A 13,971-nucleotide genomic window follows, 5' to 3' on the forward strand; every position below is an offset into this window, starting at 1 on the left:
TCAACCCCTCCGCCCGGCGGCGGTCATCGCGTCACGGTCGGCGGCAGCATCGAGAACAGCCGCGCCCGTCGCTTCGATGGTACGTGGCACCACCAGGGTCACCCGGGCGCCACCGCCCGGCCGATCCTCCAGCAGCAGCGCACCGCCGTGATCTTCCATGATCTTCTTCACAATCGCCAAGCCAAGGCCGGTGCCCTTGGCCCGCGTGGTCACATAGGGCTCGGTCAGCCGGTCACGTTCCTCCGTGACCGGCAGGCCCTTGCCATTATCTTCCACCGCCAGCAACACCCGTTCATCCTCCACCGTCAGGCGCAGGGTGATTTCACCGGGCAGTGCATCGGTGCCGGCTGGTGTTTCCTCAATCCGGCCTTCGATGGATTCACCGGCATTTTTCAGCAGGTTGGTCAGGGCCTGACCAACCTGCCGGCTGTCACAGGTCAGCAGCAGCGGCGCCTCCGGCAAGGCTGCCTGGAAGCGGATCGCCGGATAGGCGGAGCCCTGCAGCACCACCGCTTGCCGGCAGAGATCCTGCATCGCGGTCGGCTTCATCACCGGCTGCGGCATCCGGGCGAAGGCAGAAAACTCATCCACCATGCGGCCAATATCATCGACATGGCGGACAATGGTGTCCGTCATGGTGCGGAACGTATCGGGGTCGCTGGTGATTTCCTTCAGATATTTGCGGCGCAGCCGCTCCGCCGAAAGCTGAATGGGCGTCAGCGGGTTCTTGATCTCATGCGCAATGCGGCGGGCCACATCGGCCCAGGCCGCCTTGCGCTGGGCGGACAATAGTTCGGACACATCATCAAAGGTGACGACATAGCCCTTCACCTCCCCGGCCACGATCTCTGCCGCCAGCCGCACCAGCAAGGTGCGCATCTGGCCATTGCGGCGGATCTGTACCTGCCCTTCCACCTGCCGGCCGGCGCGGCGGCGGATGCTGGCCATCAGTTCGGCCATTTCCGGCACCACTTCCAGCAGGTCATGGTCGATCAGGCTGGCCGGATCCCCGACGCCCAGCAATTGCGCCGCCGACAGGTTGGGCAGGTTGATGCGGCCCTGATGGTCCAGCCCCAGCACACCCGCCGAGACACCGGCCAGCACGGCCTCGGTGAAGCGGCGGCGCAGGTCCAGTTGCTTGTTTGCCTCCACCAGCTCGCCGCGCTGGCTTTCCAACTGGCTGGTCATGCGGTTGAAGGCGCGGGAGAGGGAAGCCAGCTCATCCTCTGGCTCCAGCCCGGTATCGGGCACGCGCGCTGTCAGATCGCCGGCGCGGATACGGTCGGCGGCGGCGATCAGGGCACCGATGGGGGCCACCAGATATGTTGCAAAGTTCAACCCCATCCAGATGGCGGAAAGCAGCAGCAGCACGGCAATGCCGACGAAGATCACCGTCATCCGGGCCTGCAGCGCAAAGCGCTGGCCCTCCATCTGGCGATATTCCTGAACCGCACTCTGCGTCGTGTCCATATGTTCCAACACCCGGCTTTCCACCGGGCGACCCACGAACAGGAAACGGTCGAAATCGGCATCCAACAGGATGATGGCATTCACCCGGTTGCCGCTTTCGCTGACAATCAGCACTACCTCGCCCTTGCGGGCGCGTTCCAGATCGTTGGTGTTCACCGTGGTGAAATCAAAGGCGAACCCCAGGCCGAACACAGCGTCCACCCGGCCGGTACCGTCAAAGATCACCGCTTCCGTCACGGAGCGCTGCAGCGCCTGCATCTGGAAGAACTGGCGGAAACGCGGCGGATCCCAATAGATCGAGGGCGGCAGGCGGGCAATGTCGTTGCGCATCACCTCCGCATCGCGCGACAGGGTCTGCTGGTGTTCCTTCAGATATCCCTCGGCCACGGCCAGGGATTCATTCACCACCAGCCGCACCCGGTCGCTGAACCAGCTTTGCAGGCCGACATAGAAGAACAAGGCGGAGAAGATAGCCATGATGATGGCCGGCAGCACCGCCAGGATGGAGAAGACGGCCACCAGTCGCATATGCAGGCGCGAGCCCGCCATGCCGCGCCGCCGTTCCACCCACAGCGCCACGATGCGCCTTGCCACCACCGCCCCCAACAGCAGCAGCAGCACGCCATCCAGCGTCAGCAACAGGGTGACGGTGTTCTGATCATTGCCGACGGGCAAGGTCTCGGTCAGTGCCGCATAGGTGGCGGCACCGGCGGCAATGGCGGCAATGGTCAGCGCCACCGCCGCAATGGCCGACAGGTGCCGCCCGCGTGACCAGCCGAAAATGCGCCGCCACAGCCCTTGCGACGGGGGCGTCACGTCGGGTGCCACATCAATCATGCGGCACCGAAGTAAGGGGAATGACGTCAAACAATCCGGTAGGGAGCAAAGCGTCTGCCTTGGCTGAACGGTATCTGCACGAAGCAGAACTGTTACCAGAAAGCTACACTATGCGCCAGCCCGCAACGTGACAAAGCTGCCACAAGATGTGGTTGGACAGGGTGAATGTGAACAGCTGTCGATAGCACTGATCGGCAAGCCCTGATCCCCCTCCAAACTGCCGGCGCACAGGACGTTCCCTGTACCCCGGCAATCCGGCTTTTACTTCAACCCCCGCACCACCTGGATATCCAGGTCACGGATCTTCTTGCGCAAGGTATTGCGGTTCAGCCCCAACATATGGGCGGCCTTGATCTGATTGCCCCTGGTCGCGGTCAGCGACAGGGACAGCAACGGCCGTTCCACCTCCCGCAGGATGCGGTCATAAAGGCCGGCGGCCGGAATGCCGTCCTTATGCGCCGCGAAATATTCCCGCAGATGCCGTTCAACAGCGGCACTCAAGCCCTCATTCACCGGTTCCTGTGTGGGGGCGGCGGCCGGGTTGGTCTCCGCCAGTTCGGTATCGATGACATCCAGGCTGATGATCTCCTGGGAATAGAGTGCCGCCAGCCGCTGCACCATATTTTCCAGTTCACGCACATTGCCCGGCCAGCGATAGCGTTTCAGCCGGTCCATGGCAGCGTTATCGACGCTTTTGTGCGGCAAGCCCTGCTGTGCGGCCTGGTTCAGGAAATGCCGTACCAGGGCCGGCACATCCTCTGTGCGTTCGCGCAGAGGCGGCAGGCGGATCGGCACGACATTCAGGCGATAGAACAAATCCTCCCGGAACAGGCCCTGACGGATCAGGGTACGCAGGTCACGGTGGGTGGCCGCCACGATGCGCACATCGGTCTTGATCGGGGTGCGCCCGCCAACCGTGGTATATTCGCCTTCTTGCAGCACGCGCAGCAGGCGTGTCTGCGCCTCCAGCGGCATATCGCCGATTTCATCCAGGAACAGGGTGCCGCCCTGGGCCTGCTCAAACCGACCGGTGGACCGCATGGTGGCGCCGGTAAACGCCCCCTTCTCATGCCCGAAGAGTTCGGATTCAATCAGCTCACGCGGGATGGCCGCCATATTGATGGCGACGAACGGGCCGCCTCGCCGCTTGCCATAATCGTGCAGCGCGCGCGCCACCAGTTCCTTGCCGGTACCGGATTCCCCCGTGATCATCACCGTCAGGTCCGTGCCCATCAACCGGGCCAGGACACGATAGATTTCCTGCATGGCCGGCGAACGGCCAATCAGGGGAAGACTCTCCTCCTCCTCTTCCGGCTGCGGCGCGGGGGTGGGCTGGCTGGCCGGTAACGGGGCCGACAGCGCCTTCTGCACAATCGCCATCAAGTCCTTCAGATCGAAGGGCTTGGGTAGATATTCAAAGGCACCACGCTCCGCCGCCTTGACCGCAGTCAACAGCGTGTTCTGTGCGCTCATCACAATGATGCGCAATTCCGGCCGCAGCTTCTTGATGCGCGGGACCAGATCAAGCCCATTCTCATCCGGCATCACCACATCAGTGATGACCAGGTCACCTTCCCCTTCCTGCACCCACCGCCACAAGGTGGCGGCATTGCCTGTCGTTCTCACTTCGTGCCCCAGGCGGGTCAGCGCCTGTGTCAGCACGGTCCGGATCGCCCGGTCATCATCCGCAACGAGAATGGTTGCGCCCATTTTTTAGGCACCCTCTCCGTTAACCCCAGCACCGGTGACCGGGAGGGAAACCTTGAAGATCGTGCGTTTCGGCACGCTCTCAAAGTCGATCACCCCCCCATGGTCACCGATGATCTTGGCGACCAATGCAAGACCCAGGCCGGTTCCATTCATCTTGGTGGTAACGAAGGGATCGAACAGGTTGACGCGCAGGTCATCAGGGATGCCAGGGCCGTTATCGGCCACACAGACCAGCAGGGGCAGATGCATCCGGCTGTCTGATCCCGCCACGGCCAGCCGCACCCCATGCTGATAGGCGGTGGAGAGCATGATCTCCCCCCCCTGTTCCGGGCAGGCCTCGGCCGCGTTCTTCACCAGATTAAGGAAGACCTGGACCAACTGGTCGCGGTTGCCCAGCACCGGCGGCAGGGAAGGATCATATTTCTCAATAAAGCGGATATGGCGGGCAAAGCCGGTCTGGGCGATGCGGCGCACATGTTCCAGCACGGCATGGATGTTCACCGCCTGGCGCTCCAGCGGACGCCCATCGGTAAACACCTCCATCCGGTCCACCAGCGCGACGATGCGGTCCGCCTCGTCGCAGATCAGGCGGGTCAGTATCTGGTCATCTTCGTTGGCATTTTCTTCCAGCAACTGGGCCGCCCCCCGGATGCCGGACAGCGGGTTCTTCACCTCATGCGCCAGCATGGCCGCCATGGCGACGACGGAACGGGCGGCCCCGCGATGGTTCAGCTGACTGTCGATCCGCCGGGCAATGGAGCGTTCATGGATGGTCAGCACCACCTGATCGGGCGGATCGCCCAGGGGGGCCGCCTGCATGGTCACGCTGTGCGGACCGATACGCTGGGTCTCCACACTGATCCCGTATTTGCAGACCGTTGAATGGGTCAGGCGGGCCTGATCCAGCAGGTTGAAGACGGGGCTGTCCTCCGGGATCAGCTCGCTCAGCGGCGTACCCATGACGCGGGTGGCGCTGACATCAAAGAATTCCTGGGCTTCCAGATTGATGAAGCGGATCAGCCCATCGCCATCCACCACCATCACCGGGTCCGGCAGGGCAGCCAGAATGGCCGTCGGATCAATATCGCTGCCATTGCGGCGGGGATAGACCGGGCTGCGCGCCATCAGGCGGCCACCCGCGCGATGACGCCCCGGTCCATGCTCGCCTTATAGAAACCGGCAATATGCTGCTTCATCACGTCCGGGCTCTCCGTCGTCATGATGGCGTTGCGGTAATCGGCGGAACCGGGCAGGCCCTTGGAATACCAGGCGACATGTTTACGGGCGATCTTCAGCCCGGCATCGATGCCGTAATGGGCCAGGATCGCCTCATAATGTTCCAGCACGATCTGCATCTGCTCGGCCAGCGACGGTTCCGGCAGAATCTCGCCCGTACGCAAGTAATGCATCACCTGGGCGATGAACCAGGGCCGACCATAGGTGCCGCGCCCGATCATGATGCCGTCGGCCCCGGATTCCTCCAGGCAGCGCACGGCATCGTCAAAGCTGTTGATATCGCCATTGGCGATCACAGGGATCTTCACCGCCTCCTTCACCTCGCGGATGAATTTCCAGTCGGCGGTGCCGTTATACATCTGGCAACGGGTGCGGCCATGCACGGTCAGCATCTGAATGCCGCACTCTTCGGCGATTTTCGCCAGACGCGGGGCGTTCAGATTATTGGCGTCCCAGCCCTTGCGCATCTTCATCGTCACCGGCACGGTGACGGCCTTCACGGTCGCCTCCATGATCTTGCCGGCCAGCGGCTCATCCTTCATCAGGGCGGAACCGGCATAGCCGTTGACCACCTTCTTCACCGGGCAGCCGAAATTGATATCGATGATATGGGCGCCGCGATCCTCATTCAGCTTGGCGGCTTCGGCCATCACATCCGGCTCACACCCGGCCAACTGCATGGAAATCGGCGCCTCATCCAGGCTCCATTCCGTTTTCAGCAGGCTTTCGCGGGTGGCGCGGATCATCGCCTGGCTGGCAATCATCTCCGACACCACCAGCCCGGCGCCGGTGCGTTTCACCAGCCGGCGATAGGGCATGTCGGTGACGCCGGAAAGCGGCGCCAGGATCACCGGATCCTCAATGCGCACGGGGCCAATCTGGATGGGGTTGAGACGCTTCGCCATATCGCTGATACCTTTGCACCGATTTGATGCACTGCCCCGATATGGGTACAAAATTGCCTAAAAAGCAGGCATATTTCACGGATGCATCAAAATTAGGCGAGACGCTATCATATCGTTTGAAAATTGCAATATTGCGCAGCCGCATGTCCGCTGCTGCGGTGACGCAAACCGGCCGGTGCGGCACGGGTTGGCGAAGCCGTCGAAGCGCGCTAGGTTCCGCCATCCCACCCATTGCCATGGTCGCCCGATGCCAAGCTGTGTTGCCCTGATCGTCGCCGCCGGACGCGGCACCCGTTTCGGAGCCGATCTGCCCAAGCAATATCTGCCACTGGCGGGCAAGCCCGTGCTGCGCCGCACGGTGGAGGCGTTTTTACGCCGGCCGGAGATTAGCGCTGTCCGCGTCGTCATCGATCCGGCCTTCAGCGACCTTTACGAACAGGCGGTGGCGGGGTTGGACCTGCCACCGCCCATCACCGGCGGGCCGACCCGGCAGGACAGTGTGCTGAACGGGCTGGAGGCCCTGGCCGGCCATGCGCCCGATTTGGTGCTGATCCATGATGCCGCCCGCCCGCTGGTGGATGGGGCCGCCATCGCCGGGGTGATCGCCGCATTGGAACAGGCCCCGGGCGCGATTGCCGCCACGCCCTTGGCCGACACGCTAAAACGCGGGGCGGCGGTGGGGAATGGGAAAGTCGCCAGCGCTGGCACGGTGGACCGCACCGGCCTGTGGCGGGCGCTGACACCGCAGGGCTTCCGGTTTCCCGATATCCTGATCGCCCATCGCCGTGCCGCCGGCCTGAACCTGACCGACGATGCCGCCGTGGCCGAACAGGCCGGCCTGTCCGTCACCCTTGTCCCCAGCAATCCGGATAATCTGAAAGTGACCACCAAGGACGATCTGGCCCGCGCCGAGCGGCTTTATCTGGCGGGCCTGGGCGATGTGCGCACCGGCACCGGTTTTGATGTCCACAAGTTTCATGATGGGGATCATGTCTGGCTCTGCGGTCTGAAAATCCCGCATGATCAGGGGCTGGAGGGGCATTCGGATGCCGATGTCGGCCTTCATGCCCTGACCGATGCCCTGCTGGGCGCCATCTGCGCCGGCGATATCGGCCAGCATTTCCCGCCCACCGATCCGCGCTGGAAGGGGGCCGACAGCGCCCAGTTCCTGCGCCATGCCGCCGATCTGGTGGCGGAAAAGGCTGGCGTGATCGCCCATGTCGATGTCACGCTGATCTGTGAGCGGCCCAAGGTCGGCCCGCACCGGGCCGCCATGGTGGAACGGATCGCGGAGATTCTGGCCATCGATCCTTCCCGTGTCAGCGTGAAGGCGACGACCACGGAAGGGCTGGGCTTCACCGGTCGCCGGGAAGGCATCGCCGCCCAGGCCGCCGCCACGGTGCGCCTGCCGCTGGTTCTGGATTGATCGCCTGACAGGGGTATGGCCGATGTTCCCGGAAAACCTGACCACGCTGGCCGATGATATCCGCGATGCCTATCAGGCGGCGGGCCTGTGGATCGCCACGGCGGAAAGCTGCACCGGCGGGCTGATTGCCGGCTGTCTGACGGCCGTGGCTGGATCATCCGCCGTGGTGGACCGGGGCTTTGTCACCTACACCAACGAGGCCAAGACGGAGATGCTGGGCGTGCCGGCGGTTCTGATCGCTGATCATGGCGCTGTCAGTGAGCCGGTGGCCCGTGCCATGGCGCTGGGGGCACTGGCCCATTCGCGGGCTGACGTTACGCTGGCCGTCACCGGCATTGCCGGACCGGGGGGCGGTTCGGTGGAAAAACCGGTGGGGCTGGTCTATATCGCCCGCGCCCGGCGGGGCGGTGAGGTGCTGGTGGAACGCCATGTCTTCCCCGGCGACCGCACCGCGGTTCGCCTTGCCACCGTTGAACGCGCCCTCACCCTGGCGCTGGCCGTCACCCAAGGGAACGCGGCATGAGCATCACGCCCACCATTGAAATCGCCGACACCATCCTGCGGGAATGGACCGATCAGCCCGATGTGATTGCCGCCTTTCTGGCCGGCTCCGTCGCGAAGGGCAATGCCGGGCCGGGATCGGATATTGATGCCGTGCTGGTCTATCACCATTTGCCCAGCGCCGTGCGGGAGACGCATGAACGGCTGGGCATCACGGTGGAACTGTTCCTGCACGATCCCGATACGCTGGCCTATTTCTGGGAGGCGGATCGCCAGATGGGCAAGCCCTCGCTGGCCCGCATGGTGGCCAATGGCCTGCCGGTGGCGGGCGATCCCGGCCTGATTGAGGAATTGAAGCGGCAGGCCCAGGCCGTGCTGGATGGCGGCCCGCCCGAATTGCCGGAGGAAGAAAACCGCTCCCGCCGTTATGCCATCTCCGACCTTGCCGCCGATCTGGCCCAGCCGCGCAGCCCGGCTGAGCAATTGGCCATCGGGGCGCGGCTTTATATCGATCTGGCGGATTTCACCGTGCGCGCCGCTGGCGCCTGGACGGGCAGCGGCAAGGGCCTGGCCAAAGCCTTGATGCGGCTGGACCCGATGCTGGCCGCCACCTTTGAACATGCCTTTGGGGAGCTGTTTGCCAACCAAGACCCGTCGGAGGTGCTGGCGCTGGTGGATGTCTGCCTTGCCCCCTATGGCGGCCGTTTCATGGCCGGCGACCGCCGGCCGGCCCCGGCGGATTGGCGGTTGGGGGATTAATAGCGCCCTAGCAGCCCCGCCCAGGCCAAGCTGATCTGCCGCCCCACCTGTGGGCGCAGCAGGTCGCGGTGCAGCGGGTCATGGCCCAGCTTGGCGATCCGCCCCAGATAATGGTCGCCCAGCCTGGCCGGCAGCAGGGCCGGCAGGGCCGCCTTGGCCACCTGCCCGCGCAGGGCGCGGGCGCGGCGCAGATGGTCGGCGGCGCTGTCGGCCACCGCCTGCACCACCTTGGCCAGCCCCGCTTCCGGCTTCATCTCATACAGTGCCGGTTCGGTCACGCCATGCTGGATCATCAGATTGGCCGGCAGGCGCGACCGGTGACCGCGCGCCAGGAAAGGCACGGCACGGATGATGCCAGTCAGGGCCCAGCCGGTGCCGACCAGCCGCGCCGCTTCCTGGCTAGCCGGATCGGTCGCCCCCAGTATCTGGGCCGCCAGTTGCATCACCGGGGCGCCGGTGACCTGGGCATAGTTGATCAGGCATTCCAGATCGGCCGGCGCCTCATCATCCATATCGGCTTCGCGCCCGTCGATCAGCCGGTCGAACAGGGCGCTGTCCAGCCCATGGCGGATGATGGCGGCGGCCAGCGGCTCCACCACCTCATGCCGGCGGGGCTGGCCTTCATAGGCACCCTCGATGCTTTCCCGCCACCATTGCAGGCGGATCTGACCCAACATAGGCTCGCTCACCACCTCCCGCGTCTTGGCGACCTCCAGATTGAAGGCATAGAGCGCGAACAGGTCTTCGCGCCGGTCGGCGGGGGCGAACAGGGCGGTCAGGTACCGGTCATGGTCGTAGCGGCGCACGGAGTCGGCGCACGCGCTCAGGATCGGTTCGGCCATATCGGGGGTCTCTGGCGGCGGCGGAACGGGATTGGAAGTATGGCTTATAGGCACTGGTGCGCCCCTTTCCTAGAGTCCGTTCATCCTGTGGAGATGATTGAACCTTTGCCACCGCAGCGGGTTGACCATATGTCACCGCGGTCGTATCTCTCAACCCCGTGTCAGGCCGTTCCAATCATTGGGGCGGTGCAACATTCAGCCACAGGAGCCGTCCATCATGGCGTTCACCCTGCCGGAACTCAGCTACGACACCGCAGCGCTGGAGCCGCACATCGATGCCCAGACCATGGGTCTGCATCATGGCAAGCACCACCAGACCTATATCACCAATCTGAACAATGCCCTGGCTGACCACAGCCAGCTGCATGGCCTGTCGCTGGAAGACCTGCTGGCCCGCCTGGGCGAGCTGCCGGAAAGCATCCGTACCGTCGTGCGCAACAATGGCGGCGGCCACGCCAACCATTCCATGTTCTGGTCCATCATGGGCCCGAATGGGGGTGGCGAGGCGACCGGTGAGGTTGGTTCCGCCATCGTCCGCGATTTCGGCTCCTTCGAGGACTTCAAGAAGAAGTTCAACGAAGCCGGCACCAAGCAGTTCGGTTCCGGCTGGGTGTTCGTCACCGCCGACACCGCCGGCAAGCTGGCCATCGTGGCCCAGCCGAACCAGGACACCCCGCTGTTCAACCGCACCCCGGTGCTGTTCGGTAACGACGTGTGGGAACACGCCTATTACCTGAAGTACCAGAACCGCCGCGCAGACTATTTGGCCGCCTGGTGGAACGTGGTGAATTGGGATGCCGTGAATGCCCGTCTGGCCAAGATCAAGGCCGGCGCGGTGATCTAAGGTCATCCTTAAAGTCTTAACCCAAAAGGTTGAGCAAGCCCCGACCGTGTTAACCGGTCGGGGCTTTTTTATGGCTTTTCGCCACAGGGGAACTTAAGGCGCTGAGGTGGCTTCTCCCCCGTCCCATGATCTGGCAGAGTAGTGCCGACCGTCCTCCGCGAGCAGCACCCATGGCTGATTTCCGCACCGCCCATCCTGCCGCCCAACCGGGGATACCCTCCGGTGGCCCGAGCCTGCGCAAATCAGCGGCAGGGGAGAACTTCCCCGTTGCTTCCCGCTTGATTCCGGCCCCGCTGCGGCCGCATGTCATGGCCTTCTATGCCTTTGCCCGGCTGGCTGATGATATTGCCGATGATCCGCTGGCCGAACCGGACATGCGCATTGCCCAATTGGACGCACTGGAACGGGCGCTGGTCAGTGGGGTTGGCAATCAGCCCTGGTTGGCCCCGGCCCTGCAATTGAAGGCCAGCCAGGCGGCGACCGGTGTATCCGGCCTGCACGCCCGCCAATTGTTGCAAGCCTTCCGGCGGGATGCCCTGGGCAGCCATTGCCGGCAATGGGATGATCTGCTGCTTTATTGCCGCTATTCCGCCAACCCGGTCGGCCGCTTCCTGCTGGAACTGCATGGCGAAAGCATGGCCGCCGCCCCGGCTGCCGATGCGCTCTGCACCGCCTTGCAGATATTGAATCATGTTCAGGATTGCCGGTCCGATTGGGTGGATATTGGCCGCTGCTACATGCCGCTCAACTGGTTTGATGAGGCGGGGGGCAGTGCCGAACAGCTGGTGGAACGGCAGGCCACGCCCGCCGTGCGGCAGGTGATCAACCGCGTGCTGGACCGGGTGGATGAATTGCTGGTGCGGGCGGAAACGCTGCCCTGCCACATCATCAATACCGGCCTGCGGCTGGAGGCGGCGGTGATCGTCTCCCTGGCGCAAAGCCTGTCGCGCCGGCTGCGCCAGAACGATCCGTTGGCAGCACGGGTGCAGTTGGGCAGCTTTGCCCGGCTAGGGGCCGTGGTGAAGGGGGTGGCGCGCGGCATCGCCCACCGCCCGGCCCGGCGCGGCCCCTGCCCGTCTTTGTCCAAACAGGCGGGGGAGAACTCCACCTTCTATTGGCCGCTGCGCTTCCTGGCACCGGACAAGCGGCAGGCCATGTTTGCCATTTATGGTTTTTGCCGTGCCGTGGATGATATTGCCGATGGCCCCGGCACGGCAGAGGCCAAGCGCGTGGCGGTGGCAGAATGGCGCCGCCGCGTCGATGCGCTCTACAGCCCCGCCACGGCGGAGACAGAGCGCAACGGGCCGTTGCGCGATCTGGCCGCCGCCATCGACCGCTACAAGCTGCCCCAGGCGGAGCTGCAGGCCGTCGTTGACGGCATGATGATGGATATTGACGGGCCGGTGCGGGCGCCCGAACCGGCCGTGCTGGAGCTTTATTGCCGCCGCGTGGCCGGTGCCGTCGGTCTGCTCTGCGTGCGGGTGTTCGGGCGCAGCGATGCGGAGGCGGATGCCTTTGCCGTTGCCGTGGGTCATAGTCTGCAACTGACCAATATCCTGCGCGATCTGGCGGAAGATGCCGCCATCGGCCGCTGCTACATGCCCGCCGACATTCTGCTTCAGGTGGGGATTGATCCGGCCATGGCCCGGCGGGACCCACAGGCGGTGCTGGGCCACCCGGCCTTTCCCGCCGCCTGCGAGGCGCTGGCACTGCGGACGGAGGATGCGTTCCGCCGGGCCGCCACCCTGTTGAAGGGGGATGTGCGGCCCCTGCGTCCGGCCATCGCCATGATCCGGCTTTATTACCGCATCCTGCGCCGGCTGCGGCAACGGGGGTGGAGCCCGGCGGCCCTGCTGCGCCGGCCCAAGCTCAGCAAGCTGGAGAAAATCCGCATTGCAGCGGGCAGCATTATCGGCCGGCCGCCGCGCCCCTGATCATCCCCTTGTCCCAGCCTGTCACCCATATTATCGGCGCCGGTCTGGCCGGTCTAGCCTGCGCTGTGGAATTGGCGGCGGCCGGGCGGGCGGTCACGCTGCATGAGGCCGCCCTGCAGGCCGGCGGGCGCTGCCGGTCCTTTCATGATCCGCTGCTGGATCGTTTGATCGATAATGGCAACCATCTGCTGCTGGGGGCCAATCACCATGCCCTGACCTATCTGGACCGGATCGGCGGACGGGCGGCGCTGGAAAGCCCGCACAGGGTGGAACTGCCCTTCCATGATCTGGCCAGCGGGGAAGGCTGGGTGCTGCGCCCCGGCCATGGTCCCGGCTGGATATTCGATCCCGCCCGCCGGGTGCCCGGCACACGCTGGTGGGATTATCTGCGCCCGCTGGCCCTGCCGCTCCATGGGCGGCAGGCGCGGGTGGCCGATGTGCTGGCGACGGACAGCCCTATTGGCCAGCGCCTCTGGCAGCCGCTGACCATCGCCATCCTCAACACCGCACCGGCCGACGCCTCCGCCGCTCTGCTCTGGTCCGTTTTCCGCCGCACCCTGTTGAAAGGGCCGGCGGCCTGTCGCCCCTATATTGCCGGCCCATCGGGGCTGTCAGGCGCCTTCATTGACCCGGCGCTGGCCTGGTTAAGGGCGCGGGACGTGCCCATCCATTTTGGGCATCGTCTGCGGGGTTTGACGATTCAGGACGGGCGTGTAACGGCATTGGATTTCAGCGCCGGGCCCCTGGGCCTGGGGCCGCAGGATCGCGTGGTGCTGGCCCTGCCGGCCCCTGTTGCGGCGGAACTGCTGCCGGGTCTGACGTTGCCGCTGGACCATGGCGCCATCCTGAACGCCCATTTCCGCCTGCCTGCGCCGGTACCGTCACTCCCGCCCTTCATCGGGCTGGTCGGTGGGGTGGCAGAATGGCTGTTCCGGCGGGGCGATGTGCTGTCGGTCACGGTCAGCGCCGCCGACCGGTGGATGGACCAACCGTCTGACGAACTGAGGGAAATTCTCTGGGCGGATATTGCCCGCCTGTTACAGCCCCCCAACGCCCCCTGCCCGCCTTGCCGCATCATCAAGGAACGTCGCGCCGGTTTCGCCGCCACGCCGGCCAACGCAACGCGGCGGCCCGGTGCGCTTGTGCCGGGGCTGGGCAATCTGCTGTTGGCAGGGGATTGGACCGATACCGGCCTGCCTGCCACTATTGAAGGGGCGGTTCTATCGGGCAGACGAGCGGCTTCTCTGGTGTAAGCCGCTATTTAGGGCGAAATGATTCCAACGCTCTATCGCCGTCACCCCGGCGAAGGCCGGGGTCCAGGATCACAAGCGCTTTGCTCTACGAAACTGGCCCCCGGCCTTCGCCGGGGTGACGGTGTGAGAATGTTAGGGTCTGTTGACATTCGGCATAATATTGGGGATTCCCCCGCCGCTGAAATTCTGATTCAAGACTACCAAATGGAGGATAGCCTTGGATCGATCAGTTTTGAGCGACGGACAATGGGAGC

11 protein-coding genes are annotated in these 13,971 nt (G+C 64.6%); 6 read left to right on the forward strand and 5 right to left on the reverse strand.

Annotated elements, in window-relative coordinates:
* The 4 genes from CHB97_RS05195 to dusB all read right to left on the reverse strand — a co-directional run bounded on the left by CHB97_RS05195 (nucleotide 1) and on the right by dusB (nucleotide 6,158).
* Nucleotides 1-2,307 carry a PAS domain-containing sensor histidine kinase gene (locus tag CHB97_RS05195; RefSeq protein WP_089286814.1) on the reverse strand — a complete coding sequence of 769 codons (2,307 nt, stop codon included), beginning with the start codon at nucleotides 2,305-2,307 and terminating at the stop codon, nucleotides 1-3.
* Nucleotides 2,308-2,568: 261 nt separating this feature from the next.
* Nucleotides 2,569-4,017: a nitrogen regulation protein NR(I) gene (ntrC, locus tag CHB97_RS05200; protein ID WP_089286815.1), complete on the reverse strand. Its 1,449-nt coding sequence runs from the start codon at nucleotides 4,015-4,017 to the stop codon at nucleotides 2,569-2,571.
* Nucleotides 4,018-4,020: 3 nt separating this feature from the next.
* Nucleotides 4,021-5,142 carry a nitrogen regulation protein NR(II) gene (locus CHB97_RS05205; protein ID WP_089286816.1) on the reverse strand — a complete coding sequence of 374 codons (1,122 nt, stop codon included), beginning with the start codon at nucleotides 5,140-5,142 and terminating at the stop codon, nucleotides 4,021-4,023.
* Nucleotides 5,142-6,158 (reverse strand): tRNA dihydrouridine synthase DusB, encoded by a 1,017-nt coding sequence (dusB, locus tag CHB97_RS05210; RefSeq protein ID WP_089286817.1) that lies wholly within the window; start codon nucleotides 6,156-6,158, stop codon nucleotides 5,142-5,144. Before dusB ends, CHB97_RS05205 begins: the two co-directional genes overlap by 1 nt.
* 247 nt (nucleotides 6,159-6,405) lie before the next feature.
* On the opposite strand from dusB, the gene CHB97_RS05215 reads away from it, so the two are divergent.
* Genes CHB97_RS05215 through CHB97_RS05225 form a run of 3 tightly spaced genes read left to right on the forward strand, consistent with a single transcriptional unit; the run spans nucleotide 6,406 to nucleotide 8,844 of the window.
* Nucleotides 6,406-7,584: a bifunctional 2-C-methyl-D-erythritol 4-phosphate cytidylyltransferase/2-C-methyl-D-erythritol 2,4-cyclodiphosphate synthase gene (locus CHB97_RS05215; protein ID WP_089286818.1), complete on the forward strand. Its 1,179-nt coding sequence runs from the start codon at nucleotides 6,406-6,408 to the stop codon at nucleotides 7,582-7,584.
* 22 nt (nucleotides 7,585-7,606) lie between these two features.
* Nucleotides 7,607-8,107, forward strand: a complete 501-nt coding sequence (locus CHB97_RS05220) for a CinA family protein (RefSeq protein WP_089286819.1) — start codon at nucleotides 7,607-7,609, stop codon at nucleotides 8,105-8,107.
* Nucleotides 8,104-8,844 carry a nucleotidyltransferase domain-containing protein gene (locus CHB97_RS05225; protein WP_089286820.1) on the forward strand — a complete coding sequence of 247 codons (741 nt, stop codon included), beginning with the start codon at nucleotides 8,104-8,106 and terminating at the stop codon, nucleotides 8,842-8,844. The genes CHB97_RS05220 and CHB97_RS05225 overlap by 4 nt, the downstream gene beginning before the upstream one ends.
* Here CHB97_RS05225 and CHB97_RS05230 read toward each other — a convergent pair.
* Entirely contained in the window at nucleotides 8,841-9,686 is an 846-nt protein-coding gene (locus CHB97_RS05230; RefSeq protein ID WP_089286821.1) for a phytoene/squalene synthase family protein, read from the reverse strand. The genes CHB97_RS05225 and CHB97_RS05230 overlap by 4 nt on opposite strands.
* Nucleotides 9,687-9,903: 217 nt before the next feature.
* Here CHB97_RS05230 and CHB97_RS05235 point away from each other — a divergent pair, with 217 nt between their 5' ends.
* The 3 genes from CHB97_RS05235 (at nucleotide 9,904) to hpnE (ending at nucleotide 13,717) form a co-directional block, all read left to right on the forward strand.
* Nucleotides 9,904-10,530, forward strand: coding sequence for a superoxide dismutase (locus tag CHB97_RS05235; RefSeq protein ID WP_089286822.1), 627 nt, complete (start codon nucleotides 9,904-9,906; stop codon nucleotides 10,528-10,530).
* Nucleotides 10,531-10,700: 170 nt separating this feature from the next.
* Entirely contained in the window at nucleotides 10,701-12,464 is a 1,764-nt protein-coding gene (locus CHB97_RS26305; RefSeq protein ID WP_160105578.1) for a squalene/phytoene synthase family protein, read from the forward strand.
* 8 nt (nucleotides 12,465-12,472) lie between these two features.
* Entirely contained in the window at nucleotides 12,473-13,717 is a 1,245-nt protein-coding gene (hpnE, locus tag CHB97_RS05245; protein WP_089286823.1) for a hydroxysqualene dehydroxylase HpnE, read from the forward strand.
* Nucleotides 13,718-13,971: the final 254 nt, after the last annotated feature.

This window comes from Azospirillum sp. RU38E, assembly GCF_900188385.1.
GTDB lineage: Bacteria > Pseudomonadota > Alphaproteobacteria > Azospirillales > Azospirillaceae > Niveispirillum.

What these genes read in the sequence shown, in the direction of transcription:
- CHB97_RS05230 (WP_089286821.1), bottom strand. Translation starts at nt 9,686, where the DNA reads ATGGCCGAACCGATCCTGAGCGCGTGCGCCGACTCCGTGCGCCGCTAC.
- CHB97_RS05235 (WP_089286822.1), top strand. Translation starts at nt 9,904, where the DNA reads ATGGCGTTCACCCTGCCGGAACTCAGCTACGACACCGCAGCGCTGGAG.
- CHB97_RS05215 (WP_089286818.1), top strand. Translation starts at nt 6,406, where the DNA reads ATGCCAAGCTGTGTTGCCCTGATCGTCGCCGCCGGACGCGGCACCCGT.
- CHB97_RS05225 (WP_089286820.1), top strand. Translation starts at nt 8,104, where the DNA reads ATGAGCATCACGCCCACCATTGAAATCGCCGACACCATCCTGCGGGAA.
- CHB97_RS05220 (WP_089286819.1), top strand. Translation starts at nt 7,607, where the DNA reads ATGTTCCCGGAAAACCTGACCACGCTGGCCGATGATATCCGCGATGCC.
- dusB (WP_089286817.1), bottom strand. Translation starts at nt 6,158, where the DNA reads ATGGCGAAGCGTCTCAACCCCATCCAGATTGGCCCCGTGCGCATTGAG.
- CHB97_RS05195 (WP_089286814.1), bottom strand. Translation starts at nt 2,307, where the DNA reads ATGATTGATGTGGCACCCGACGTGACGCCCCCGTCGCAAGGGCTGTGG.
- CHB97_RS26305 (WP_160105578.1), top strand. Translation starts at nt 10,701, where the DNA reads ATGGCTGATTTCCGCACCGCCCATCCTGCCGCCCAACCGGGGATACCC.
- CHB97_RS05205 (WP_089286816.1), bottom strand. Translation starts at nt 5,142, where the DNA reads ATGGCGCGCAGCCCGGTCTATCCCCGCCGCAATGGCAGCGATATTGAT.
- ntrC (WP_089286815.1), bottom strand. Translation starts at nt 4,017, where the DNA reads ATGGGCGCAACCATTCTCGTTGCGGATGATGACCGGGCGATCCGGACC.